Annotated in this window: 20 protein-coding genes, 1 pseudogene and 1 riboswitch; of the genes and pseudogenes, 8 read left to right on the plus strand and 13 right to left on the minus strand. The window is 61.3% G+C overall.

From position 1 onward, the window contains the following. Positions 1–12: 12 nt before the first annotated feature. The 4 genes from PMI35_RS15850 (at position 13) to PMI35_RS15835 (ending at position 5,426) form a co-directional block, all read left to right on the plus strand. Positions 13–2,229 carry a TonB-dependent siderophore receptor gene (locus tag PMI35_RS15850; protein WP_238543171.1) on the plus strand — a complete coding sequence of 739 codons (2,217 nt, stop codon included), beginning with the start codon at positions 13–15 and terminating at the stop codon, positions 2,227–2,229. A gap of 42 nt (positions 2,230–2,271) precedes the next feature. Continuing rightward, positions 2,272–2,465: riboswitch (cobalamin riboswitch) on the plus strand. A 146-nt stretch (positions 2,466–2,611) separates the two neighbouring features. Continuing rightward, on the plus strand, positions 2,612–3,625 hold the full coding sequence (locus PMI35_RS15845; protein ID WP_008059910.1) for an ABC transporter substrate-binding protein: 1,014 nt from the start codon (positions 2,612–2,614) through the stop codon (positions 3,623–3,625). After that, positions 3,622–4,638: a FecCD family ABC transporter permease gene (locus tag PMI35_RS15840; protein WP_008059911.1), complete on the plus strand. Its 1,017-nt coding sequence runs from the start codon at positions 3,622–3,624 to the stop codon at positions 4,636–4,638. The genes PMI35_RS15845 and PMI35_RS15840 overlap by 4 nt, the downstream gene beginning before the upstream one ends. Further along, entirely contained in the window at positions 4,635–5,426 is a 792-nt protein-coding gene (locus PMI35_RS15835) for an ABC transporter ATP-binding protein (protein ID WP_008059912.1), read from the plus strand. Before PMI35_RS15840 ends, PMI35_RS15835 begins: the two co-directional genes overlap by 4 nt. A 7-nt stretch (positions 5,427–5,433) precedes the next feature. On the opposite strand, the gene PMI35_RS15830 is transcribed toward PMI35_RS15835, so the two are convergent. From PMI35_RS15830 to PMI35_RS15820, 3 genes are all read right to left on the minus strand, one after another. Then, complete coding sequence (locus tag PMI35_RS15830; RefSeq protein WP_008059913.1) at positions 5,434–6,237, minus strand: response regulator transcription factor; 804 nt, start codon at positions 6,235–6,237, stop codon at positions 5,434–5,436. Between the two features lie 125 nt (positions 6,238–6,362). Further along, positions 6,363–7,595, minus strand: coding sequence for an ethanolamine utilization protein EutH (gene eutH, locus PMI35_RS15825; protein ID WP_008059915.1), 1,233 nt, complete (start codon positions 7,593–7,595; stop codon positions 6,363–6,365). A gap of 81 nt (positions 7,596–7,676) precedes the next feature. Beyond that, positions 7,677–8,441 (minus strand): SDR family NAD(P)-dependent oxidoreductase, encoded by a 765-nt coding sequence (locus PMI35_RS15820; RefSeq protein ID WP_008059919.1) that lies wholly within the window; start codon positions 8,439–8,441, stop codon positions 7,677–7,679. Positions 8,442–8,599: 158 nt separating this feature from the next. Here PMI35_RS15820 and PMI35_RS15815 point away from each other — a divergent pair, with 158 nt between their 5' ends. Together PMI35_RS15815 and PMI35_RS15810 are read left to right on the plus strand one after the other, a co-directional pair. Continuing rightward, entirely contained in the window at positions 8,600–9,208 is a 609-nt protein-coding gene (locus PMI35_RS15815) for a trimeric intracellular cation channel family protein (RefSeq protein WP_008059921.1), read from the plus strand. Positions 9,209–9,504: 296 nt separating this feature from the next. Next, the gene (locus tag PMI35_RS15810; protein WP_008059924.1) at positions 9,505–10,014 is read left to right on the plus strand and encodes a YkgB family protein; all 510 of its coding nucleotides are present in this window, start codon (positions 9,505–9,507) and stop codon (positions 10,012–10,014) included. Positions 10,015–10,058: 44 nt separating this feature from the next. Here the strand turns inward: PMI35_RS15810 and PMI35_RS15805 are convergent, their stop codons facing one another. From PMI35_RS15805 to PMI35_RS15765, 9 genes are all read right to left on the minus strand, one after another. Next, positions 10,059–10,904 (minus strand): helix-turn-helix transcriptional regulator, encoded by an 846-nt coding sequence (locus tag PMI35_RS15805; protein ID WP_008059926.1) that lies wholly within the window; start codon positions 10,902–10,904, stop codon positions 10,059–10,061. A gap of 81 nt (positions 10,905–10,985) precedes the next feature. Then, positions 10,986–13,679, minus strand: coding sequence for a LuxR C-terminal-related transcriptional regulator (locus tag PMI35_RS15800; RefSeq protein ID WP_008059928.1), 2,694 nt, complete (start codon positions 13,677–13,679; stop codon positions 10,986–10,988). Positions 13,680–13,846: 167 nt separating this feature from the next. Then, positions 13,847–15,415: a long-chain-fatty-acid--CoA ligase gene (locus PMI35_RS15795; protein WP_008059931.1), complete on the minus strand. Its 1,569-nt coding sequence runs from the start codon at positions 15,413–15,415 to the stop codon at positions 13,847–13,849. Between the two features lie 162 nt (positions 15,416–15,577). Continuing rightward, positions 15,578–16,729 carry an acyl-CoA dehydrogenase family protein gene (locus tag PMI35_RS15790; protein WP_008059932.1) on the minus strand — a complete coding sequence of 384 codons (1,152 nt, stop codon included), beginning with the start codon at positions 16,727–16,729 and terminating at the stop codon, positions 15,578–15,580. 19 nt (positions 16,730–16,748) lie between these two features. Further along, entirely contained in the window at positions 16,749–17,579 is an 831-nt protein-coding gene (locus PMI35_RS15785; RefSeq protein ID WP_008059933.1) for an SDR family NAD(P)-dependent oxidoreductase, read from the minus strand. A gap of 62 nt (positions 17,580–17,641) precedes the next feature. Beyond that, positions 17,642–18,076, minus strand: a complete 435-nt coding sequence (locus PMI35_RS15780) for a MaoC/PaaZ C-terminal domain-containing protein (RefSeq protein WP_008059935.1) — start codon at positions 18,074–18,076, stop codon at positions 17,642–17,644. Between the two features lie 10 nt (positions 18,077–18,086). Then, complete coding sequence (locus PMI35_RS15775) at positions 18,087–18,527, minus strand: MaoC family dehydratase N-terminal domain-containing protein (RefSeq protein WP_008059937.1); 441 nt, start codon at positions 18,525–18,527, stop codon at positions 18,087–18,089. Between the two features lie 66 nt (positions 18,528–18,593). Further along, a complete protein-coding gene (locus tag PMI35_RS15770) occupies positions 18,594–19,781 on the minus strand; it encodes a lipid-transfer protein (RefSeq protein ID WP_008059939.1) in 1,188 nt (395 codons plus the stop codon). 149 nt (positions 19,782–19,930) lie between these two features. Further along, positions 19,931–21,058 (minus strand): CaiB/BaiF CoA transferase family protein, encoded by a 1,128-nt coding sequence (locus tag PMI35_RS15765; protein ID WP_008059940.1) that lies wholly within the window; start codon positions 21,056–21,058, stop codon positions 19,931–19,933. Between the two features lie 247 nt (positions 21,059–21,305). Here PMI35_RS15765 and PMI35_RS15760 point away from each other — a divergent pair, with 247 nt between their 5' ends. Next, positions 21,306–24,038: a LuxR C-terminal-related transcriptional regulator gene (locus tag PMI35_RS15760; protein ID WP_008059941.1), complete on the plus strand. Its 2,733-nt coding sequence runs from the start codon at positions 21,306–21,308 to the stop codon at positions 24,036–24,038. Between the two features lie 6 nt (positions 24,039–24,044). Here the strand turns inward: PMI35_RS15760 and PMI35_RS15755 are convergent, their stop codons facing one another. After that, positions 24,045–24,905: a helix-turn-helix transcriptional regulator gene (locus PMI35_RS15755; RefSeq protein ID WP_008059942.1), complete on the minus strand. Its 861-nt coding sequence runs from the start codon at positions 24,903–24,905 to the stop codon at positions 24,045–24,047. A gap of 44 nt (positions 24,906–24,949) precedes the next feature. Between PMI35_RS15755 and PMI35_RS15750 the strand changes: the two are divergent. After that, positions 24,950–25,210: pseudogene (locus tag PMI35_RS15750) on the plus strand (3-hydroxyacyl-CoA dehydrogenase family protein); the annotation flags it as partial. Between the last annotated feature and the right edge of the window lie 103 nt (positions 25,211–25,313).

Here is a 25,313-nt window from a genome sequence, read left to right on the forward strand (position 1 = left end):
CCCAACTCCGTTATGCCGCGCGCGCCTCTGGCACTGCGCCCCCTGGCTCTGGCAGTGCACATGCTGGCCGCCGGTATCGCCTTTGTTGCCCCCGGGCTGCAAGCGGCGCAGCAGACTGAACCGGCAGAGACGGGAAGCTCTGTCACCCTGGCGCCTATCGCTATCACGGAGATTGCGACCGGCGAACGCAGCGCCGTCACCGAAGATACCCACTCCTACACCACTGACGCGGCACGCACGGCCACGCCGTTGAGCATGTCGCTGCGCGAGACGCCGCAATCGGTCAGCGTCATCACCCAGCAACGCATTCAGGACCAGGACCTGGGTACGATTCTCGACGTGGTCAACAATGCCACCGGTGTGTCGGTCAACCGCTACGAGACCAGCCGGGCACAGTTCAACGCCCGGGGCTTCGAGCTCAACTCGCTGATGATCGATGGCGTACCCACCATCTTCGAGCAGCCATGGAGTTCGGGCGAAGTTTTCAGCAGTCTGGCCATGTATGACCGCGTTGAAATAGTGCGTGGTGCCAACGGTTTGATGACCGGTGCGGGCGACCCTTCGGCGACCATCAACATGGTGCGCAAGCGCGCCAGCAGCACGGATTTGAAGGGCTCGCTGGAGCTGAGCGCCGGCACCTGGGACACCTATGGCGTGGAGGCCGATGTCTCCAGCGCACTGAACTCCGAAGGCACTGTGCGTGGGCGCCTGGTCGCTGAGACCAACGAAGGCGACACCTGGATCGACATGAACTCCACCAAGCGCCAGACGCTGTACGGCACCATGGACATCGACCTGACGCCCGACACCACGCTCTGGTTCGGCTTGAGCCGACAGGAAAGCAATGCCGACTCGCCGATGTGGGGTGGCCTGCCCGTCTGGTACGCCGACGGCAGTCGCACTCACTGGAGCCGCTCCAAGACAACCTCCGCCAAGTGGAGCAAGTGGGACACCACCTTCGAGACCTACTTCGTCAATCTCGACCACAGGTTCGCCAACGATTGGCAAATGAACCTCAGCTACAACCGTGGCGAGCGCAACGGCGACTCTTCCCTGCTCTACCTGTCCGGCAATCCGGGCCAGAATGGCAGCGTCGGCATGTCTTCGTTCCCGGCGACCTACAAGACCGAGACCACCCAGGACGACTACGGCATCCGCTTCAGTGGCCCGTTCTCGCTGCTGGGTCGTGAGCACGAACTGGCCTTTGGTTATGTGGACAGCAAGCAGAAGTTCGACGCCGATTCAAAAGACGCGCAAACCGGGTTCGGCGGTGTTGCCGATTTCGATGCCTACAACGGCGATTTCCCCGAGCCGATCTGGGGCCCGAGGACCGACTACGGCTACAGCGAGACCCGCCAGAAGGGACTGTACGCAGCAACCCGCCTGAACGTGACCGACGATTTGAAAGTGATCCTGGGCGCCCGTGAGAGCTGGTACGAAAAGACCAGCGACGACATCTATTCTGAAGTGAGCAAGGTCGATGTCGATCATGAGCTGACGCCCTATGCCGGTGTCGTCTACGACCTCACCGACAACCTCTCGGCCTATGCCAGCTACACGGAAATCTTCCTGCCGCAGTCGGTGCGCGACAGCAGTGGCCAGACCCTGGAACCTATGGTTGGCGAAAGCACTGAACTGGGCCTCAAGGGTGAGTACTTCGATGGCCGCCTGAACGCCTCTGCGGCGATTTTCCAGATCAAGCAGGATAACCTCGGCCAGAGCACCGGCGTGCTGATCGATCCTTCGAACCCTGTCGGCGGTTATGCCTACGAGGCCAGCGAAGGCGCGACCAGCAAGGGCTTCGAGCTGGAAGTCTCCGGCGAACTCGCGACCGACTGGAACGCCTCGGTGGGCTACACCCAGTTCACCGCCGAAGACGCCAACGGCGACGACGTGAACACGCTGTACCCGACCAAGTTGCTGCGTACGTTCACCACCTATCGTCTGCCCGGTGTGTTCAACAAGCTGACCATCGGTGGCGGCGTCAACTGGCAGGATTCGATCTACACCTACGCCACCAACCCGGCCGGCAATTCCGAGAAGATCCAGCAGGATGCCTACGCGCTGGTCAACCTGATGGCGCGCTACGAGATCACCGATAACCTCTCGGCGCAGGTCAATGCCAACAACGTCACCGACGAGAAGTACTTCGACATCTTCGATGCCTACGGCGCCCTGACGTACGGCGCACCGCGCAGCATTACCGCCTCGGCGAAATATCGATTCTAAGGCAAGGGACCGGGAGACGGATTCGCCTCGGGCGGCATGATCGACTACCATGCCGCCGCCGGTCCCCCAACGGGATTAATAGGGAATCCGTGATGCTGCCAACGCATCAAACGGAACTGCCCCCGCAACTGTAGGTGCCGAGCCTGCTCCTGAACTGCCACTGGGATCGATCCCGGGAAGGCTGGAGCATGCCATGACGCATCAGTCAGGAGACCTGCCGGCCAAGCAACAATCACTAACCGGCGGGGTGTCCGGGAAGGACATCCTTGCGCGCGCGTCACTTCGGTGATCGCCCCTGCACTGCTTTTTCGGCAGCGCTCGATGATGTGTTTTCCAGACCTTGCACCCTGGCTGTGTGTACGGTTCAAATGGAGATTGCATCATGCTGTTGCCGCGCCTTTTCGCCCTCGTCACAGGCCTGGGTCTTTCCGCCCTCGCCTGCGCCTCCCCGACCCATTACCCGCTGACGATCGAGAACTGCGGCAGCCCGCTGACCTTCGCCCACGCCCCTGCCCGCGCCGTGACGATCGGCCAGGCCGGCACTGAAATGCTCTTTGCCCTGGGACTCGGTGACAAACTGGTCGGCACTTCGCTGTGGTTCAATGATGTGCTGGCCAAGTACAAGGGGCAAAACGACAGGATCGAACGCCTGGCCGATAACGAGCCGAGTTTCGAGTCGGTGATCGGCAAACGCCCGGAGCTGGTTGCCGTCGAACTTGAGTGGATGGTCGGCCCGCAAGGCGCCGTCGCTACCCGCGAGCAGTTTCACGAACTGCAGATTCCGACCTATCTCATGCCCTCGGACTGCGAGTCCAAGGACAACCTGGTCGGTGCCGACGGCACCCGCCTGCAGCCGTTTCGCATAGACAGCCTCTACAAAAGCATCACCCAGCTGGCCGAGATCTTTGATGTGCAGGCGCGTGGGCAGCAACTGAACGCGCAACTGCAGGCCAGCCTGGCCAAGTCCATTGCCGCGGTGCAAGACAAAGACCTCACGCACACCAGCGCGCTGGTCTGGTTTTCCAGTGCCAGCCTGGATATCGACCCCTATGTCGCCGGGCACAAGGGCATTCCCGACTTTATGCTCAATACCTTGGGCGTGCGCAATGTGGTGCAGTCCGACGAAGAGTGGCCAACCGTTGGTTGGGAGACCATCGCCAAGGCCAACCCGACGTTTCTGGTCATCGCCCGCATGGATCGCCGTCGCTTCCCGGCTGACGACTATGAAAAGAAGCTGCAATTCCTGCGCAGCGATCCCGTGACCCGCAACATGGACGCGGTGAAAAACAACCGCATCATCATTCTTGACGCCATGGCCATGCAGGCCAGCGTGAGAATCTTCGACGGTCTCGAATCCCTGGCAACGGCCATCAATAGCTACGACCTGCCAAAATGACCGCGACGCTGATTCGTACTCTGCTGGCCCTGGTGATCCTGCTGGTGGCCGTGATTGCCGGTGTGGCCATCGGTGAAACGCCCATCGAACCCGGTGTGGTGTTCCAGGTGCTGGCCAACAAACTGTGGGCGGCCGGGTATGCCCTCGATCCCATCGACGAGGGCATCGTCTGGAACTACCGCCTGACTCGCGCGCTGGTGGCGGCGGCTTGCGGGGCGGGCCTGGCGACCTGCGGGGTGATCCTGCAATCGTTGCTACGTAATCCGTTGGCCGATCCCTACCTGCTCGGTATTTCCGCAGGGGCCTCGACGGGCGCCGTGCTGGTGGCGTTGCTGGGCTTGGGTGCCGGCGCGATTTCGATGTCGGCCGGGGCCTTTGCCGGCGCCGTCGCCGCCTTCGCCGTCGTGGTGTTGCTGGGGCGTGCCAGCGGTTCGCCTGGCAGCACCGGCCAGATCATCCTGGCGGGGATCGCCGGTTCGCAACTGTTCAATGCACTCACCGCGTTCCTGATCACCAAGTCGGCCAGTTCCGAACAGGCGCGCGGCATCATGTTCTGGTTGCTCGGTAATCTCAGTGGCGTGCGCTGGCCATCGGTGTGGCTGGCCGTACCGGTTGCGATCGCCGGTCTCGCGGTGTGCCTGTGGCACCGTCGTGCGCTGGATGCCTTCACCTTTGGCGCCGACTCCGCGGCTTCGCTCGGCATTGCCGTACGGCCGGTGCAATTTCTGTTGATCATCTGTGCCGCCCTGGTGACGGCGGTGATGGTGTCGATTGTCGGCTCCATCGGTTTTGTCGGACTGGTCATTCCCCACGCCGCCAGGTTGTTGCTGGGCACTCGGCATACGCGCCTGCTGCCGGCCAGTGCGCTGGGCGGTGCGGTGTTCCTGGTGGCCGCCGATGTGCTCTCGCGCACGATGATCAAGGGCCAGGTGATTCCGGTCGGCGTGATTACCGCATTGGTCGGCGCGCCTGTGTTCGCCCTGATCCTGGTCGGCCGGAGGAATGCCCGATGAATGCTGTTGCCCCTGTTATCGACGAAGCCGTGCTGAGTTGTTCCAGCCTCGGGTTCCGTATCCGCGACATTGAATTACTGCACGACATCCACCTGGACATTCGCCGTGGCGAAACCCTGGGCCTTGTCGGGCCCAATGGCTCAGGAAAATCCACGCTGCTCAAGCTGCTGGCCGGCGTGCGCCAACCCAGCCGGGGAGCCATCCAGCTCAACGGCCAAGACCTCAAGGCACTGTCACGGCGCACCATCGCCCAAACCCTGGCGGTAGTTGAGCAGCAGGCCGACACCCTGGACGCGATCAGTGTGTTCGATGCCGTGGCCCTGGGCCGAACGCCGTGGCTGTCGGCCTTGAGCCCATGGTCGAAGGCGGACGAAGAGATCGTCCATAAAGCCTTGCGCGACGTCGATGCGACGCATCTTTGCCGGCGCACCTGGCGTAGCCTCTCTGGCGGCGAGCGCCAACGCGTGCACATCGCCCGCGCCCTGGCCCAGCGACCCCGGATCCTGTTGCTGGACGAACCGACCAATCACCTGGATATCCAGCACCAGCTGGCGATTCTGCAGGTGGTTCACGCCTTGCCGGTGACCACCGTGATTGCCCTGCACGACCTTAACCAGGCACTCACCTGCGATCGTCTGGCGGTGCTGGAAAAAGGCCGCCTGGTGGCCCTTGGCAAGCCGCTCGAGGTGTTGAACCCACAACGCCTGCTGGACACCTTCGGCGTGCACGCGCACTACCTCATTGACCCCTTCGACGGTGCGCACATCCTGCGCTTGCGTTCATCCTGACAGGCGTTCACAGGGGCCCGGTCAGATAGCCGATGAACAGGCGGAACAGCTCGGCATTGGTGGAGATATCGAGGCGCTGGTAAATGTTGTGCTTGTGAACTTTGACCGTACCTTCCGATATCTTCAGTGCCGCCGCGATCGACGTACTGCTGTGGCCCTGCAGGATCAGTTTGGCGATGTAGCGCTGGGTTTCCGTCAGTTGCCCCTTGAGGATGTGCACGAACGCATCCTCTGATCTCGCATCCGTATTCTCAACGCCTGCGTAAAAATCGCTGTGCCTGAGCCGGCAATGCAATTGCAGCAGGGAATCGATGACCGGTGCCAGGGTTTCCAGCGCCTTCATTTCCCCGCTCAGAAAGGCGCCATTCTTCAAGTTGCGCATCAGCGAATAGACAATCGCGACGCGGGGCTGGACGGGAATGATGAAACCTATTTCTTCAATCAGCGTACCGTACTCGGAAGACACACAGGGATGCAGGTCCTTGGAGATGGAAAAGCCCGATGAAAAGAAACTGTCGGGTGCGAGGTCGCTCATCCGCCATAAACCGGCCGGGTGATTGTTGATACAGGCCACATAGAACGGGTCGAGCAGGTAGCCACCGCGAATATAGGCATTGAGCGTCTTTTCGGGGACCGACTTGTTGTAGCCGTTGTGGATCAAGATCGGCGCGTGATTGAAGCGGAAGAGATAACCGCAACTCATATCGAAACCCAATGTATTTCGCAGGGCCAGATCGATGGCTGCTCCCAGTCGATCCGTACCCACGGCGTTTATCAGGGTCGATAGCATTCTTGCGTCACAGGCTTTCATGTTCGCTCGCTTGCGCTCCGGAAATCGAGCCACCCCGGTGGCTCGAATGCATGCGCACGATAGCTGACAAGACCTTCGCGCGATACGTTCGAACTCAACCAGGGAGCGTTCGGATGCCGCAGGTATCAGGTCGGTTCAGGGGCGGCACTGAGCCCACGCGCCGGAGTGTCCTTCTCGCCAAGTTCCAGCGCCTTGGGTACCGCAAGCCAGTAAGCGAGCAGCATGCCGATCAGGCCGCCGCTGAGTTTGCCGATGATCAGTGGCAGAATGAGCGAAGGCTGGAAGTTGGCGGAATAGGCCAGATGGTCACCAAAGGTGAACGCGGCACACACCGAAAAGGCGATCACCAACACTTTGTCCTTGGGCGGCATGTCCGCGACCAATCGGAACATCGCCAGGATATTCGCGGATGCCGCCAGCAGACCGGCTGCGCCCACCGGAGAAAGCCCTAGCAGGGAAGCCACCTTTTCGATGGGCCGGGAAAGAAACCGCTTGATCAGATAGACCATCGGGAAGGCACCGCAAAGCATGATGCCGACATAACCTGCGATTTCCAGCGCCCGGAATTGATCCTCCTTGTCGGCAATGATCGGGGCGAAACCCCAGGTACCGAATACCGAGCTGAAAAACGAGGTGAAGTATTCGACGATCGAGGCCACCAATACCAATGTCACCAGCCCGTACACCACCTGCCCCAAGCGGAGAAACAGCTGCACCATCAAGTTGGGCAGGTAGCGCAAGGCGGCGGCCAGCGCGACACAGAACAGAATCAGGGGCATCAGGTTGCGCACCAGCATCCCCAGGTTGAAGTTCAGCGCCTGGGTGGCGTCACCCGCTGTGGCAATGTCGGGGCGCACGCCCAGCCCGAGAAACTGCATGCTCATCGCGATAATGATGATGCTGAGCGGAATGCTCAACAAACCCGCCATGATGCCCAACGCCATGTACTTGTGGTCGGCCTTGTTGAGCATCGCCAATCCGACAGGTATCACGAAGATCACGGTAGAGCCGGACTGGAAACCGGTAATGAGGCCCAGGATCCAGCCTTCGGGGCTTGAAGACAGGGCATGGGCCAACTGATACCCGCCAAGGTCCGCGGCAATGAAAATCGGCCCGGCAATGCCGGCATCCGCGCCCATCGCCAGGAAAATCGGCGCCAGGACCTGGCTTATGAAGCTGGAAATAAACGGAATGGCCGCCATGATGCCCGCGACGGGCAGGAAGATCGGGCCGATGCTGTTGATGCCTGCGTTGAATTCCTTCGCCAGTTCGGATTCGGTACTGAAGATCGATGCCAAGCCGCCAATAACGGCGCACACCATGATGATGTAAATGACATAGGTGCCTATATGTTCCATTGCTGCCTCTGCTATTAAGAGTTTATTGTTTGGCAGAATTGAGTTGCACAAGGTTTTATTATTGGCAGTCAGTCATCTGACTTAGAGTGCGGTGTATCCGTTGTCGACGAATAGATGCGTGCCATTGACGAAGCTGGAATCATCGCTGGCCAGGAACAATGCGGCAGATGCCACTTCGGAAGGCTCACACAGGCGTCCCTGCATTGCGCCGATGGCGTCGTCGGAAGCGTCCACGCCAAAATTGCGCAGCAGGTCCAGTTCACGCTTGCCATGGGCAGTGCTGATAAACCCCGGGCAGATGGCGTTGCTGCGAATGTTTCGATCGCGGAACTCCACCGAAATGGCCCGTGCGAACATATGGCACGCCCCTTTGGTGGTGCAGTACAAGACTTCCATCGGCGTGCCGACCACCCCGGAAATGGAAGATGTACAGATCACACTGCCGCCGCCCGCCTCGATCATTCCCGGCAGGACAGCCTTGGTGACGAGGAACATGCTTTTCACGTTGATGCTCATCAGGCGGTCCCAGTCCGCCTCGTCGGTCTCCAGGAAAGGCCCTGCGGCAATCGTACCCGCATGATTCATCAGCACGGTGATCGCGCCAAAACGCTCTTCGGCCTGCCTGACCGCGCGATGCACCTGATCGGCAACGGAGACATCCGTCGCCAGGAAACAGGCACTGCCGCCGGCAGCGTTGATTTGCGCAGCCACCTCTTCGCCCTGGCTGGTGGGAAGGTCGAGGATCGCCACCTTCGCGCCTTCTTTGGCAAACAATAACGAAACAGCCAGGCCGCAGCCCCCTGCCCCTCCGGTGATCAATGCTACTTTTCCTGCCAGTCGCCCCATTTTTGTTTTCCTCAGTGATAATCCAGGTGCAGGTTTGCGATTTCAAGCTAAACGCCAGCGACCGGATGCGTCCATATATCAACCGATATATATGATCGCAACCAACTGTTTGATATGGTTTTTTTAGATTAACGGCTTGCGCGAGAAAGGAATTCAGAATGCTTTATTTCCAGCAAATGTTGGGCATTGCGGTGTTTTCCATCACCGGCGTGTTGGCCATCAAGAAAGCCGATGTGGACCTGTTCGGTGCCGTGGTGCTTGGCATCATCACCGCTATCGGTGGAGGCACGATCAGGGATCTGCTGCTGGATCTGCCGATCTTCTGGATTGCCGACTTCAATTACATCTGGGCCGCCTTGTTCGCTGCGCTGCTGGCGTTTTTTTTGACCCAGAGACTGCAGCGACGCTACCGACTGCTGCTGTATCTCGATGGTTTGGCGGCTGCGCTGTTCGCATTGGCGGCGACCGAAAAAGTCCTGGCATTGCAGCTTGCCGCGCCCCTGGCAGTGATGATGGGCGTGCTGACCAGCATCGGCGGTGGTATCGCACGGGATGTCCTGGCTGGCAGGGTTTCACTGCTGATGTCGCGAGAGATTTACGCCACGCCCCTGTTGTTGGGATGTACGCTCTACGTGCTGTTGCGAGACGTGTTCCCGTCGATCTGGGTTGGCGGCTGGATTGCCTTGTTTTTCACCGTCGGCTTGCGGTTTTTGGCCATCTACAAGCATCTTCAGATGCCAGCGATTTTTTCTACCCGGCAGGGATGATTCGTCCCATCAGCCATGCGGCGAGCGCTGGAATGGACCCTCTCGACTATAAGGATTTAACGTTTATTGATCGTTCCCACGCTCTGCGTGGGAACGATCAGATCCCGGGTGGTTATCACTTTTCTTCCAGAGTGCCTGCTCTTTCAAGACCTGCAGTGAGTCAAGACGATCTGCACTGAATGCAATACGTTCTGACGCCACGGGTGTGGCATCAAAGGCAACACTGTCTGCACTCCCAACGCACACCGCGCCGGGTTGCTGATTAGTGTTCCTCACCACTCCTGGAAGCCTTGATCATGAAAACCTTAAGCATCGAGAACAGCAGCACCAACAATGTACAGATCCCTTCCACGCTCGGGATCAAAACCATGGCGCTTGGCACTTACGGTGTCTACTTTGCACTCGCCGTCATTTACTTCTGGTTCGGCGGGATGAAGTTCACCCACTACGAAGCCGTCGGGCTGGTGCCCCTGGTGAGTAACAGCCCTTTCCTGGGGTGGGTGTATGAGATTTTCAGCGTCGATACCTTCTCCAGCCTGCTCGGCATCCTGGAGGTGTCGATCGGGGTCCTGATTGCAGGTCGCTTGCTGTCACCCAAGCTTTCGTTGATCGGTGGTGCGCTGTCGGCCGGACTGTTCTTCACCACCTTGAGCTTCATGTTCTCGACCCCCGGCGTGATTGAACCCGGCCTCGGTTTTCCAGGCATTTCGGTGGCGCCGGGGCAGTTTCTGCTCAAAGACATCGGCTTGCTGGCCGCCTCGATCTTTGTCGCCGGCCATTCCCTGACTGCGTTGCAAAGCCGCTGAACCGATGATCGACCCGCGCAATGGCCTGGAGCAGTTCGATGCTTTCAGGCCATTGCCCCATCATCGTCTCCCGCCAGATCTTTCATCCAGTCCCGCGGGCTGTAGCCCGTCTTGCGTCGAAACGCGCGTGCCAGTGCCGAAGGGCTTTCATAGCCGACCTCGGCGGCGATCAGCGTAATCGAGCGCCCTTGACGCAGGCGCTTCTGCGCCAGGCTGATCCGCCAACTCAACAGATACTCTGCAGGCGTCTGCCCGACAACGTCCCGGAAATGCACGGCGTAGGCCGCGCGCGACATATTCGATTCGCTCGCCAGCTGCGCAATCGACCAGGCACGCTCAGGTGCGTTGTGAATCTGCACCAGGGACCGCGCCAACCGCGGATCGGCCAGGCCAGCCATCATTCCGCTACGCAACTGTTGATGGTCAAGCAGATGCCGGAACAACAGGATGATCAACAGTTCGAACAAGCGCTCCAGCGCTGCCTCCCTGCCACAATGCGCACCCGCCGCCTCACCGAACATCCATTTCAGGGTATCGGCGAGCATGGGCAGTTCATCCAGGGAGAGCACCAGGCAATCGGGTAACGACGCCGCCAACGGGTTATCGACCCCGCCCTCGAACTCCATCGAGGCACACAACAGTTGAGCGCCCTCGGATTCACCGGCGAACAACTGATGCCGGCTGGGGCGTGGCATGAAAATCAGGCTGGGCCGGGTCAGCAGCACGTCTTTGCGATCGGCGCCCAACAAGGTGACGCTACCGCCCTGCAGCAGATGGATATAACCACGCCGCTCAGCGCCATCGTAGGACGCCAGGCCGCACAACCTGCCGTTGTAAAACAGGTTTGCACGCACGCCGAACTGCGAAAACAAGGTAGACAGGCGATCCATGGGCGATCTCTTGGCCAGACATAGACGCTCAGATCATAGCACTGGCGGTTTGTGCTCCAACGCAGCGGCTATACCCGGAAACTACGAGGCTCTCACTTCGCGCCTGCTGCGGGCGACGACGATCGCGTCATAGCGGCTCGATACGCCGAATTTGAAAAAGATGTTCTTCAGGTTCCACTTCACGGTTTGCAAACTGAGATTCAACGCCAAGGCAATGCGTTTGTTGGACATCGATTGTTCCAGCAGGTCAATGATGTCCTGCTCGCGTCGGGTCAGTGCCACCTGTTCGCGCATGGCTTCCTTGGCCACCGTCGACGTTTCACGACTGTCGCCGGTTGACGGCTTCGACGCTGGCAGGCCGAGTTTTTCGTGATAGACACGGAAATCCGCATCGCCCTTGAGTTCAAGCCTTGGCAACAAGTCATGGAATGCCTGGCCCTCGTCCAGGAAGGTACGCACCAGGCCCAACCGGTAGCCGCTGGCAACCGCCGAGCGCAATGACTCCAGGGCCTCGTCGCTGCGCTCCAGTTCATCCAGCGCAAAGGCGCGGAGTAATTCGACTTTTACCCGCCATTGCACCCTTGCCAACTCACTGGCAAAACGATCGACAATGTCCAGCGCCTGCAAGGCCGCCTCGGGTTGGCGTCGCGCCAGCGCCAGGCGCGCCTTCGACAAGGCCGCCAGGGTCATGACCTCGGCATCGCAGGAGGACGCTCCCCGATGGTTGCGCGCAAGATCGTCAAGCAGCACCTGAAGTGTCTCTGCATGGCGCCAGTCGCCGCACTTCAAGGTGATGCGCAGCTGTTCATCGATCATCCTCGCCGTACCACGATCAAGGCCCAGGGCACGAAAATGCTGTTCCTTGTGGACCAGGTACTCCAGCGCGCTGCGGGGTGAGTCCTGCAGGTCAAGCAGGCGTGCATGGCACAATGCAGCGCCGATCATGTAGCCCGGCGCGGAGAACCGCAGGATATCCAGACGATTGGCCAGCACCTCGCGCGCCTCGTCAAGACGGTCGAGCTCATAGAAAATCTCGGCCATGATCGCGGCGCTGCCACAGGCGCTGACCGAGCGGCGCCCGTGCAGGGACTGCGCCTGGGCCAACACCTTTGACCCCATGCGTTCAGCCTCCAGCACCTTGCCCTCCAACAGCGCCGCCGAGGTCATCGCGGCCATTCCCATCAATGCCATTTCGTCATTGCTGTTGCGCAGACAGCGCCCGGCGGTGCCGTTGAACAGGCTGCGCACCTCGTTGTGGTGGCCGGCCAGCCCCAGACACGTGATCATCATGCCCACGCGCACCTGCTCCATGAACGGATGGCTGGCAAACTGATCGGCAAGCGAGCCCAACAAGGCCAGGCAGGTCGTTTCATCATCGCCATGCATGGCCAGGGACGCTTTCAGCAACTGCAACTGATCCGTCCATTGGGGCGCTTGCGGCACGCTCTCGAATGCGCTTATCCAGGCCCGGGCCTTGCTGGTCAGCACCGTGAGGACCGCGCCCCAGATCCCCAACAACATCAGCGACGGGTGCCTGGTCAACTCAGCCAAGGGCACCTGCTCGAGCCAGCGCATGAACTGGCTCAGATGACTGACGCTGCGATAGGACGGTTGCACGCGCTCCAACAACTGCACCACCACCGTGAAATCGTTGCAGTGCAGGCCATGGCGAAGTGCTTCCGGCACCAGCCCGGCCTGTTCGAACCAGATCGCCGCGCGTTGGTGTAACTGCGCGATATCCGCGCCGCTGGCTTGCAGGCGCTGGGTGAGAAACTCGACGAACAACGGATGCAGGCGATACCACTGGCGATTGCCCGGCAGATCGACTGGCTGGATGAACAGATTGCGTTCTTCCACCGCCGCGATCAACTGCGCCGCCTGCGCAGAGCCGGTGACATGCGCGGCGACATCGACATTAAAGCGCCGGAGGATGGAAATTTTCTGCAGGAAATCGAACAGTTCCGTGGGCAAATCCGCCACCACATCTTCGGACAAATAGGCTTTGAGGGCCGCGCTGTCGGGCAGCAATGCCGTGCGCTTGACGGCTTTTTTCGGGTTGGCCTTCAAGGCGATGGACATCAACTGCAGGCCGATCGGCCAGCCATCGGTGAGGTCATGGATGGCATGCGCAGCGTCCAGGTCCACGCTTTGGTCCAGATGCGCCTTGAGGAAGGCCAGGGACTCCGCGAAGTTGAACGACAACCCCGCACAATCCACTTCGCACAGCTCGCCCATGGCCCGCAGGCGGCCCAACAACAAGGGCGGCGTACTGCGCGAAGCCAGCACCACGTGCAGGTGATGCGGCGCATCGTCGATCAGTGCCTGCATCAACTGGGCGATACGCACATCCGCTGCCTGCTGGAAATCATCGAGCATCAGATACAGCTCACCGCTCATCCTGGCCAGCGCATTGATCAACAACGACGCCATCGCCTGCGTGCTGATGGCTTCCGGCCCGGCCAACAGCAGCAGGTCGCCATCCAGGGGCAGTCCCGCCTGGCGCAAGGCACCGAGCAAACTGCCGCAAAAAGCCTCCAACCTGCAGTCGTCCGGCGACACCGAAAGCCAGGCCACTTGGGCGCCGTTTTTTATCAGCTGCTGGCGCCACTGGGCCATGAGCGTGGTTTTGCCAAAGCCGGCGCTACCGGTGACCAGCTGCAGGCGACTTTGACGATCTCGCTGCAACCTGGCCAGCAACTGTTCACGGGATACGGCCTGGCTGCCGATTCGCGGCGGAGCGAATCGGGTGGTGGTCTGCACTAAGTGGGTGTTCATGGGCGCGTGCTCGGTCCGGCGGTACTGAGCACGCAATGGGCCCAGGACAGTGATTGCAATGAGCGTTGCCACCGATGGCAGGCAACGCGTCAAAGCCTAGCCACAATGAGGTCCCTCACCCATCGCTCAAACGAATGAGTTTGGCTGACGCGGGCTTCAAAGGGCGTTCAGGCGATGTTGCGACCGTGGTTCGCCCAATAGGGTTGGCGCAGTTCGTTCTTGAGGATTTTGCCGACGGTGGACAACGGCATGGCTTGGCGGAATTCGACGCTGCGCGGGCATTTGTACCCGGCGATGCGCGCGCGGCAATGGGCAACGATTTCCTCCTCGGTGACCACGGCTTGCGGCTTGAGCACGATCACCGCATGCACCGTCTCGCCCCACTTTTCGCAGGGAATGCCGATGACCGCGCTCTGCGCCACGGCCGGATGGCTGGCAAGGGCGTTTTCCACCTCGGCAGAGTAAATGTTCTCACCGCCGCTGACGATCATGTCCTTGAGACGATCGACGATGTACACGAAACCTTCCTCATCCATGTAGGCACCGTCACCGGTGTGCATCCATCCATCCTTGAGCACTTGCGCCGTGGCATCGGGATTGTTCCAGTAGCCGAGCATCACGTTCGGGCCGCGCACCACGATCTCGCCGACGGTACCGCGAGGCACTTCCCGGTCCTCGTCGTCGACGATTCGCAACTCGACGCAACTGATCGCCCGGCCGGCCGAATACATCTTGCCGCTGGCCTGGTGTTCGGCGCTGTGATATTGCGCATCGAGCATCGTGCCGCCGGTGGTCAGCTCGGTCATGCCATAACCCTGGAAAAACCGGGCGGTGGTAAACGCCTCGCAGGCTCGGTTGAGCAACACGGGGGAAATCGGCGAAGCGCCATAGATGATGTTCTTGATCGCGCTCAGATCCAGCGCGTTCAAGGCCGGCTTGGCGTCGCGCGCATCCAGCATCATCTGGATCATGGTCGGCGCGAGCATGGCATCGGTCACACCTTCCTGGCTGATCAGTTCGAGTGCGGCTTCACCGCTGAAGGCCGGTAGCACCACATGGGTGCCGCCGCAGATGAGCATGGCGGACATGCCGCCAAAATCAGCCAGATGGAACATGGGCATCGCATGCAGAAATTTCGACTCGCTGCCGTAAAAACCTTTGCTCAGACTGGCCAGCGCGGCGAATGCCAGATTGTCCTGGCTGATCATGACGCCCTTGGGGAAACCGGTGGTGCCGCCCGTGTAGAAAATGCCCAGCAGCGCATCGCCGCTGCGACGCACATCTTCGACGGCCTCGGCCTCAGCCAGCAAGGCTTCGTAGGACAGCATGCCCTCGGGTGTTTCCTGATCGCCGGCATAGATCACGTGGCGAATGGTCTTGGCCTGCCGGGCGATCATGGCGCCCATGTTGCTGAAGGCATCGTCGACGATCAGGATGGTCGAATTCGAGTCGTCCAGGGAGTAGACGATTTCCACCACGCTCCAGCGGGTGTTGACCGGGTTCAGCACGCCGTCGGCCCAAGGTACGCCGAGGCTGTACTCGATGTAGCGCTGGGAGTTGCGCGACAGCATGGCGACGCAATCACCGCTCGCCAGACCGAGTTTCTTCAACGCACCGGCCAGGCGGGCGACCCGCTCGCCCAGCGCGGCAAATGACAGGCTGCGGCCCTGGTAGCGGATGGCGGTTGCATCCGGGCGCTGCTGCATGTGTCGGTGCAATCCTTGGGTGATGTACATCTGAGCCTCCAGAATCTTGTTGTTATAAGTAAAGCAGTTGCGTCTCCTGTGGGAGCGAGCCTGCTCGCGAAGGCGGTGGATCAGGCTGCATAAGTGTCGACTGACATGGCCCCATCGCGAGCAGGCTCGCTCCCACAGTTACAGTTAAAGCACCCCGCAGCGTTAGAGCGAACGCCCCACCAGCTCACGCTGGATTTCGTTGGCACCGCCGTAGATACGCGCCACGCGGGCGTCGGCGAACATCCTGGCGATCGGGTATTCGTTCATGTAGCCGAAGCCGCCGAAGAACTGCAGGCAGCGGTCCATGACTTCGCCCTGGCGGTCGGTCAGCCAGAACTTGCCCATCGACGCCGTGGTGGTATCGAGGCTGCCATCAACCCAGCGCTGGATGATCAGGTCGCCGAAGGTCCGCGCGGCGGTGACCGTGGCCTTGACGTCCGCAAGGGTGAAACGGGTGTTCTGGAAGTCCAGGATCGCCTTGCCGAACGCCTTGCGCTCCTTGGTGTACTCAACCGTCAGCGCGAGGGCGCGTTCCATGGCGGCAACGGCCTGGATGGAGATTTCCGCACGCTCGTAAGGCAATTGCTGCATCAACTGATAGAAACCCTGCCCCTCGACGCCACCCAGCAGGCAATCGGCTGGCACTTCGCATTCGTCGAAGAACATCTCCGAGGTGTCTTGCCCCGGCAGGCCGATCTTGTCCAGGCACTGGCCACGGACGAAGCCCGGGGTATTGGTGTCGACGATAAACAGCGATATGCCCTTGGAACCCTTGGCTTCCAGGTCGGTCTTGGCGATGACCACCACCATGTCACTGTTCTGGCCGTTGCTGATGAAGGTCTTCGAGCCGCTGATGACGTACTTGTCGCCCTTCTTCACCGCGCGGGTGCGCACCCCTTGCAGGTCCGAACCGGTACCCGGCTCAGTCATGGCGATGGAGGTGATGCACTCGCCGGAGGCGATTTTCGGCAGCCACTGCTGCTTCTGCGCTTCGGTGCCGCTGGCCAGGATGTAGTGACCGACAATGTGGTTGATGCTCAGGGCGATGCTCATCACACCGGCATAGGTCAGCTCTTCCATGGCCACGGCATAGTGCGCCGGGGTGCCATCGGCGCCACCGTACTCCGAAGGCATGTCCGGCAGGATCATGCCCATCTCGCCACAAGCCAGCCAGGCAGTACGATCGGAGCGGTGTTGCTCACGCCACTTGTCTTCGTGGGGGAGCAGCTGTTCGCGCACAAAACGGCGAATGCTGTCACGGAAGGCGCCAAGATCCTCATCCATCCATGGGGATGTGTAGTTTTCCAATTGCATGACAAATCTCCTCGATGGATCAGACAGTGCCGAGGCCGCCGCCGCAGACCAGGACCTGGCCGGACACGTAGTCCGACTCCGGGATGCAGAACAGATACACGGCGCCGGCCGCTTCATCCGGGGTGCCCGGACGCCCCAGCGGGCACATCAGCTTGCCCGCTTCGATCGCCGCGGCCTGGATGCCGACCTTGATCTCGCGACCTTCGATGTTCACGGTCTTGCTCGCGTCGCCGGCCAGGGCCTGGGTCATGCGGGTCTCGATGTGACCGTAGGCCACGGCATTGACGTTGACCTTGTGGCGCCCCCACTCCTTGGACATGGTCTTGGTCATGCCCAGGATCCCGGCCTTGGCCGTCGAGTAGTTGGCCTGGCCTGCGTTGCCGGCAGCGGCGATCGAGGAAATGTTCACCACCTTGCGCTGCACCACGCGGCCTTCGGCGGCCTCGGCCTTGGCGGCGGCGCTGATCACCGGGTAGGCCGCGCGCAGGATGCGGAACGGCGCAGTCAGGTGGCAATCGATGATCGCGTACCACTGCTCGTCCGACATTTTCTGGATGACGTTGTCCCAGGTGTAGCCGGCGTTGTTGACGATGATGTCGATGCCACCGTAGTTGTCGACGGCGGTCTTGATGAAGCGATCGGCGAAATCGACGGCGGTCACGCTACCGATACAAGCTACCGCCTCACCGCCCGCTTCACGAATCTGCGCCACCACTTCCTCGGCCGGGCCGGCGTCGAGGTCGTTGACCACGACGCGGGCGCCATCGGCGGCGAGTTTCAGGGCGACGCTGCGTCCGATGCCACGGCCGGAGCCGGTGACCAGGGCTACTTTGCCTTCAAGCTTTTTCATTGTTCGATACCTGCATTTCTTGTTTTGTGTTTGTGAGTAGAAAGCCTTGGTTCAAGCGGTTTTCAGTTCAAGGCCACCACGGCTTCGCCCACCAGCTTGTCTTCGCCGTACTGGTTGCTGCACTTGATTTCCAGACGCACGAAGCGCTCGCCGCCGGCTTCGAATTTCTGCGCCACCCGCCCTGTCAGGTGCGGGATGTGACCGATCTGGGTGATGCCGGTGAAGCGCACCGCCAGCTTGCGGATCTGCGGTTGCGGCACCCAATGGGTCAGCAGCCGACCGAGGTAGGCGGCCGAGAGCATGCCGTGGGCGAACACATCGGGTACGCGCGCCTTGCGGGCGAAATCGATGTCGATGTGGATTTCGTTGTGATCGCCCGACGCACCGGCGTAGAGCGCCAGCATCGTGCGGTTGATCGGGCGCAGCTTCATCAGCGGCACTACGTCGCCTTCCTGGACATCGCTGAATTGCGGCGCGACTTTTGCGAGTTGGGACATGGGTTATTCCTCAGCGCTGCACGAGTGAAGAACGAAGATCGGCGATGTGTTCGCCGTCCTGGTTGGTCACGCGGGTTTCCTGCACCACGAATTGCAGCGCCCCGCCCTTCTTCTCGTACACGTCGGCAATGCGTGTTTCGAACGTCAGCACGTCACCGGCAAAGGCCATGCGGTGATAGTTGAATTCCTGCTCGGCGTGGAGGATGCGGCCCAGGTCAAAGCCCATGATGTCTTCGACGATGGCCTGGGGGTTGCGCCCTTCGCTTTCCAGGCACAGCAGGAACGTCGGCGGCACCGGCAGCGCTTTATAGCCGGCGGCTTTTGCGGCTGCATCTTCGGTGTAGACCGGGTCGGTTTCGCCAATGGCCTTGGCGAAAAACCGCAGGCGACCTTTTTCCACTTCACTGGTGGTGACGCCAAGGGAACGGCCGATCAGACTCTTGTCTGCCATTTCAATTGATTCCTCTGCGTAATCAGGTCATCGCGCCCCCATCGAGGTGCGCGAGCCAAGGTTGGGTCAGCCGCGGCCGAAGAGCGTTACAACACCTGCGCCACCCAGGCCGAGGTTGTGCTGCAGCGCATGCTGCAAACCTTCGACCTGGCGTGCGCCGGCCGTCCCGCGCAATTGATGGGTCAGTTCAAAGCACTGCGCCAGGCCCGTGGCGCCCAGCGGGTGGCCTTTGGAAAGCAGGCCGCCTGACGGGTTGATCACCACCTGGCCGCCGTAGGTGTTGTCGCCGTCCATGACGAACTGTTCGCCACCGCCCACCGGGCAGAAGCCCAGGCCTTCGTAGGTCAACAGTTCGTTGTGGGCGAAGCAGTCGTGCAGCTCGCAGACACGGATATCTTCCGGGCCGACACCGGCTTTTTCGTAGACTTCGTTGGCGGCCTGGCGGGTCATGCCCACGCCGACCACGCTGATCATCGACGGTGGCTCGAAGGCGTCCGGTTTGTCGGTGGCCAGCGCCTGGGCGAGGATGGTCACGTCGGTGCGCAGGCCGTGCTTCCTGGCAAAGCGTTCGGAAACGATGATCGCCGCCGCGCCACCGCAGGTGGGTGGGCACGCCATCAGGCGGGTCATCACCCCTTCCCAGACCACCTGGTCGGCCATCACTTCTTCAGTGGTGACCACCTTGCGAAACACCGCCAACGGGTTATTGGCGGCATGACGGCTGGCCTTGGCGCGGATCGCGGCGAAGGTTTGCATCTTCGTGCCGTACTTTTCCATGTGCTCCTTGCCCGCACCGCCGAAGAACATCAGCGCGCCGGGCATGCCGACGCCTTCCGGGAAAGCCGCGGCGGAGGCATCGAAGCCCTTGCCCATGGTCAGGGGACGGTCGGTCCAGAAGTTTTTCAGGGCGCCTGGCTGCATTTGTTCGAAGCCGAAGGCCAGCGCGCAATCGACAGCACCGCTCTCCACGGCCTGACGCGCCAGGTACAACGCGGTCGAACCACTGGCGCAGTTGTTGTTGACGTTGATCACCGGAATTCCCGTCATGCCGACTTCGTACAGGGCCGACTGACCGCAGGTGGAATCGCCATAGACATAACCTGCATAAGCCTGCTGCACCAGCTCATAACCGATCCCGGCATCCTGCAGGGCCTGGCGTACCGCCTGCGCACCCATCTCGATGTAGGAGCCACTGGCGCCTGGCTTGGCAAACTGGATCATGCCGACGCCGGCGATGTAGGTTTTCTGTGACATCACGTTCTCCCCGAATTGATTGACGGAGCCTGTGGTCGTCTCGCGACCCTGCGGCTCCATGGCGTCATGGTTGCGTACCCACCCCCGGGCTGTATCCCGCTCGCATGGAGTGGAAAGGGGTGGGTTTCGGGGTTCCTGCGCTGTCGTTATCAGGCAATCGCTCCGGCCGCGCGCAGCGCGCCGATACGGGCATCGTCCAACCCCAATTCGCGAAGAATGTCGAGGGTGTGTTCGCCGTTTTTCACCACGCTTCCCGCGGTTGCCGGTGTACGGCTCAGCCGTGGAGCCGGTGCGGGATGCGTCACGCCGTCGGTCTGTATGAAGGTCTTTCGGGCCTGATGGTGCGGATGCTCTAGAGCCTCATTGAAATCCAGCACCGGGGCGAAACAGACGTCGGTGCCGTCCAGCAGTTCGCACCATTGATCGCGGGTGCGGGTGAGGAACATCGCCTCCAGTTTGCTGCGCAGCGCCGGCCATTGCCGGCGGTCCCACTGGCTCTGGAACGCCGGGTCTTCGATCTGGCACAGCTGCATCAGCAGGCGGTAGAACTGCGGTTCGATGGAACCAATCGAGACAAAGCCACCCCCGGCGCAGGCGTAGCAGCCATAAAAAGGCGCGCCGCCGTCGAAGATGTTTTCCCCTCGCCCGCGCCACTCCCCGCTTTGCTTGAACTCGTAATACATCGTGCTGAGCAGCGCGGCGCCGTCGCTGATTGCCGCGTCCACCACCTGCCCCTTGCCGGACTTTTGCGCCTCCAGCAGCGCGCTGACGATGCCGAAGGCGAGGAACATCGCGCCACCGCCCATGTCGCCCGCCAGATGCAGCGGCGGTGTCGGCTCGCGATCGGCATGGCCCATGGCATGCAGCGCGCCGGTGATGGCGAGGTAGTTGAGATCGTGGCCGGCAACGCTGGCGAGGGGGCCGGTCTGGCCCCAACCGGTCATGCGCCCATACACCAGGCGCGGGTTGCGTTGCAGGCACGGTTCCGGCCCCAGGCCCAGACGCTCCATGACACCCGGCCGAAAGCCTTCGATCAGCACGTCCGCGCCTTCGATCAGCTGCAACAGGACGTCGATCGAACCCGGCTTGCGCGGATCAATCGCCAGGCTGCGCCGGCCCCGGCTGATCACACTGCCGTCGCCGTTGAGGAAGCCTGACACCAACCGGTCGACACGGATCACTTCGGCCCCCATGTCGGCCAGCAACATGGTGGCGAAAGGCGCGGGCCCGATCGCGTTCATTTCGACTACTTTCACACCTGCCAGTGGTCCTGCCATCGCTTATCTCTCTCATTGTTGGATGCATGGCTGCATGCGCAGTCCAGCCCGACAGGCTAGCCACCCCGACGGGTGGAACAATCGCTCGAACGAGTGAAGTTCCCCTCGCGCCCGCCGACCGAATACGCAACGCGGTCTTGCCAGTGGATACGGGCATGGCACTATGCGACAGATAAAAACTGCGAAAAGAGCGGGCTTAAGCAGCGCTTTGTTCACGCATCATGTGATTGGCCCGCTGGAGAACCCCATGCCTGACCGCCCGAATCTTCTGGCACGCCTCACGCTCGTCCCGACCTTCGACGACTCGGCGGATGAGCGACTTGCTGCGGGCGGCACCGCTGATACGATCCTCCACGCATCGCCCATTCACCCGGAAAAATTTCGCATTCCGGGTTCGGCGGCCAGCCACCTGCAACGTGCTCATCTGCTGGATCGCCTGGATAACCCGGACCCTGCCCGGCTTATCCTGATCGAGGCCGCGGCGGGCTTCGGCAAAACCACGTTGCTGCGCCAGTACCGGGAGCGCTGCCTGGCCCAGGGTCGCCAGGTGCTGTGGTTGACACTGGACGGCTCCGACAATGACCTGCGACGCCTGGCGGCGCACTTGCACGTCGCCTTGCAGGCGCTCGACAGTGACGAGAAATCGAGTGACCTCAGCCCTCAGGCGTTGCTCGACAAACTGGCCGTACGGGCCCCGCCCTTCGCGATTTTTCTCGACGATTTCGAAACGCTGGAATCTGCCCAGGCACTGGATTTCGTGCGACGCTTGCTGAAGACCCTGCCCAATGGCGGGTTGCTGGTCATCGCCTCGAGAACCACACCGGATATCGCCCTGGGCCGTTTGCGCGCCCATGGGCAGATGCTCGACATCGACACCGACGACCTGCGCATGAGCCTGGGCGAGACCACGACCTTCATCCGCGAAAAGTGCGGCCTGGACCTTGAAGATGCCGAGATCGCCGCGCTGCAGCAACGCACCGAAGGCTGGATCACCGCGCTGTACCTGAGCACCCTGTCGCTGCGAGGGCGAAAGGCGCCAAGGGATTTCGTCGACTCGCTGTTCGGCGCGAACCTGGAGCTGACCGATTACCTGGCCGAAGACATTCTCGCGCGGCAAACCGGGGAATGTCGGCAGTTCCTGCTGTGCAGCAGCGTCCTCGAGCGTTTCAGTGCAACGCTCTGCGATGCGGTGTTTGCCCGTAATGACAGCCAGACGATGATCGACTTCCTGCAACGCGCCAACCTGTTCATCCAGGCCACGGATGAACACTTGAAGTGGTTCCGTTACCACCCCTTGTTCGCCGAATTCCTGCGACGCGCGCTTGAGCGCCAGCATCCCGGTCAGGCTGAAAAACTGCACGCTGCGGCTGCCCGTTGGTACCTGGATAACCATCAGCCGGTGGCTGCGATCGAACACTGCCTGCTGGCGGGTGACACGCAGGGTGCAAGCCAACAGATCGACCGCCATCTGGACCCGTTGATCGATGCCGGCCGCCTGCGTCTATTGCTGCGCTGGTTCGAACAGATTCCTGCCCGGCAGCTGGATGCCTATCCCCGCCTGGTCCTTGCCCATGCCTGGACACTGGTGCTCGATCGCCGTTACCAGGACGCCATGCAGCGCATCGAGCACCATCGCGCCAGCCCGCAGACCGATACGATTCGCTGCCTCTTGCAGGTATTCACCGATCAGATCGATGCGGCGTATACCACGGGCCTGGCGCAGATCGAACGCATATCACCGCAAGATATCCTGCAGTACGGCATGCTCGCCACGACGCTGGCCTACTGCATGGTCGCGACCGGTCGCCATGAGCAGGCCAGGGGTTTGTTGACGCAGATGGTCAGCCAGGGGGCGCAGAACCGTTCGGTCATCGTCGATACCATTGTCGTTTGTGTGTCGTCCATCCTCGACCTGATCCAGGGACGCCTGCAAAGCGCCGTCGCCCGGCTGCACGCAGCCAGCGTGGATCAGGCACAAGCGCCCGAAGGCAAATGGTCCGGTGGCAGGCCCTCGCTGGATATCCTGCGGGCACTGACCCACTATGAAAAAGACGAGCTGCCCCAGGCCCGGCAGCTGCTGGTGGATATCCCCGCGCACGCCCTGGACAGCGGTGGCCCGGACCCGATGATCGTGCGCCATGTACTGCTCGCCAGAATCGCCTGGCAGCAAGGTCAACGTGACGCCTGGGTGCAACAACTGGCGGAGCTTGAGCAATTGGGTCGGCGCAGCGGGTCGTTGCGCATGCACTGTGCGGCCTGGCTGGAGCGCGCCCGTGTCGCAACGCTGGAAAACCGTCTGGATATCGCGGCACAGGCGCTGCATAACGCCGATCTGGCGGGGCATTGGGATCGACCCGACCTGTTGCTGTACAGCTGCGATAGCGACACCCCGTTCATCGCCCGGCAACGCCTGCGCATCTTCAAGGCTGAGTACGATAGCGCCGCGGCGGCGCTGCAACCGGCGCTTACCCAGGCACTGGAGCGCCAGCAGCACCGGCGGGCGTTGAAGTTGCGCTTGCTGCATGCGCTGGCACTGGAAGGCCTGGGCAGGCACAAAGAGGCGCTGGACACCTTGACCAAGGCGTTGCTTCTGGCGAGTGACGAAGGGTTCATCCGCACCTTTATCGATGAAGGCCCGGCCTTGGCAAAACTGCTGCAGCGATGGGCCGTGTCCTTTCAGGCGCAATGCAAGAACCTCGGTATCGACCCGGATTTCCTCAGCGACCTGCTACAACGCGCCAGCACCTGGAGCGCATTGCCTGAGGCTGTGGTCGACGATCTCGAATCCCGACTGACGACTCGCGAGTTCCACGTCATCCGGCTGTTGGCTGCCGGCAATCGCAACCGCGCCATTGCCGAGCAGATGCATTTATCCGAACACACGGTGAAGACCCACCTGCGCAACGTCAGCGCGAAACTGGGGGCCCGCAGTCGCACAGAGGTCGTCGCCATCGCGCGCGCCAAGGGTCTGCTCGATTGATGACTGTCAGGCCAGGAGCCCCATCGCCTTGGCCCGCATCACCGCCTGCGTACGGCGCTTGACGCCCAGTTTGTGATTGATATGCACGGTGTGGGCCTTGACCGTATTGAGCGATATGAACAGTTGGTTGCTGATTTCCTGATTGGACAAGCCTTGCGCCACCAGCTGCAAAACACAAACTTCCCGGGGCGTCAGCTCCGTGACGGGGCGGGATGCGCTGGCAGATGCTGACTGGTGGTTGGCCAGCAGATTGTAGGCTGCAAGCGGTGCCTCAGGTAACACAGGCGCCGAACCGGGTTCGGCTCCGATACGCGCCAGTGCCACTTGCACTTCCCTGGTCAAACTGCCGAAACGTCGGCATTCGCAATCCGCGAGCAACGCCTCCAGGCGATGGCGCGCAGCCTGCATTTGACCGGTACCTTGTTCGCCCAGCGCAACCATCAGCTCGATGCGCTGGCGCAACGAAGGTGCATGCAGGGGGGGCAGCTGCAGCGAGTCTCCCTCGACACCGGCCTGGGCTGCCTGCGCCATCGACAACATTGGCGCCCATGCGCCTTGCCGCGCCAGCAAGCGCAGATGCTGGTAGACGATGATCGACTGGTAGCAGTTGTGCTTGATCTTCGCGCACTGCATGGTCCGTGTTGCGCTGCTCAAATGAAGCCGGGCCTGTTCAAAATCACCCCGGCAGGCCTGGACTTCCGACAAGCCGATCAGTGCATGCAAGACATAGGGGTCAGCGCTTTCCGTGCCGTACTCCAAGGCCCTGCGCAGCGCGTTTTCGCTGGCATCCAGGTCGCCACGCAACAGGTACAACTCGCCCTGCAACAGGCGCAAACGGCCCAGCAACAGGCTGTGCCGACCACTCAATTGCGTGACCAGGTGCAGGCATTCCTGGACCAGTGTCTCGGCTTGCCAACACTTCCACCCTCGATGTCGACCAGATCGCCGCGGTCACCCGCCGCCCGCAGGATGTCATCGGCCTGCACTTTTTCAGTCCGGCCAATGTGATGCGCCTGCTCGAAGTGGTTCGCGGCAAACTCACCGCGCCCGAGGTGCTGGCGACCACGCTGAAACTGGGCAAGACCATTGGAAAAATTCCCGTGGTGTCCGGCGTGTGCTTCGGCTTCATCGGCAATCGCATGCTCGAACCCTACTCCCGCGAAGCCCATCGCCCCTGCAATCAGGTCGGCTTTAAGGCCGCCTCGCTTTTGCATTTGATCTTGATCTGGCTTTTGATTTTCTTGCCACATCGAGAGGCTTCGTTCCGGTTCTGCG

Origin of the sequence: Pseudomonas sp. GM78 (genome assembly GCF_000282475.1) — a bacterium.
In the GTDB taxonomy this organism is placed as follows: domain Bacteria; phylum Pseudomonadota; class Gammaproteobacteria; order Pseudomonadales; family Pseudomonadaceae; genus Aquipseudomonas.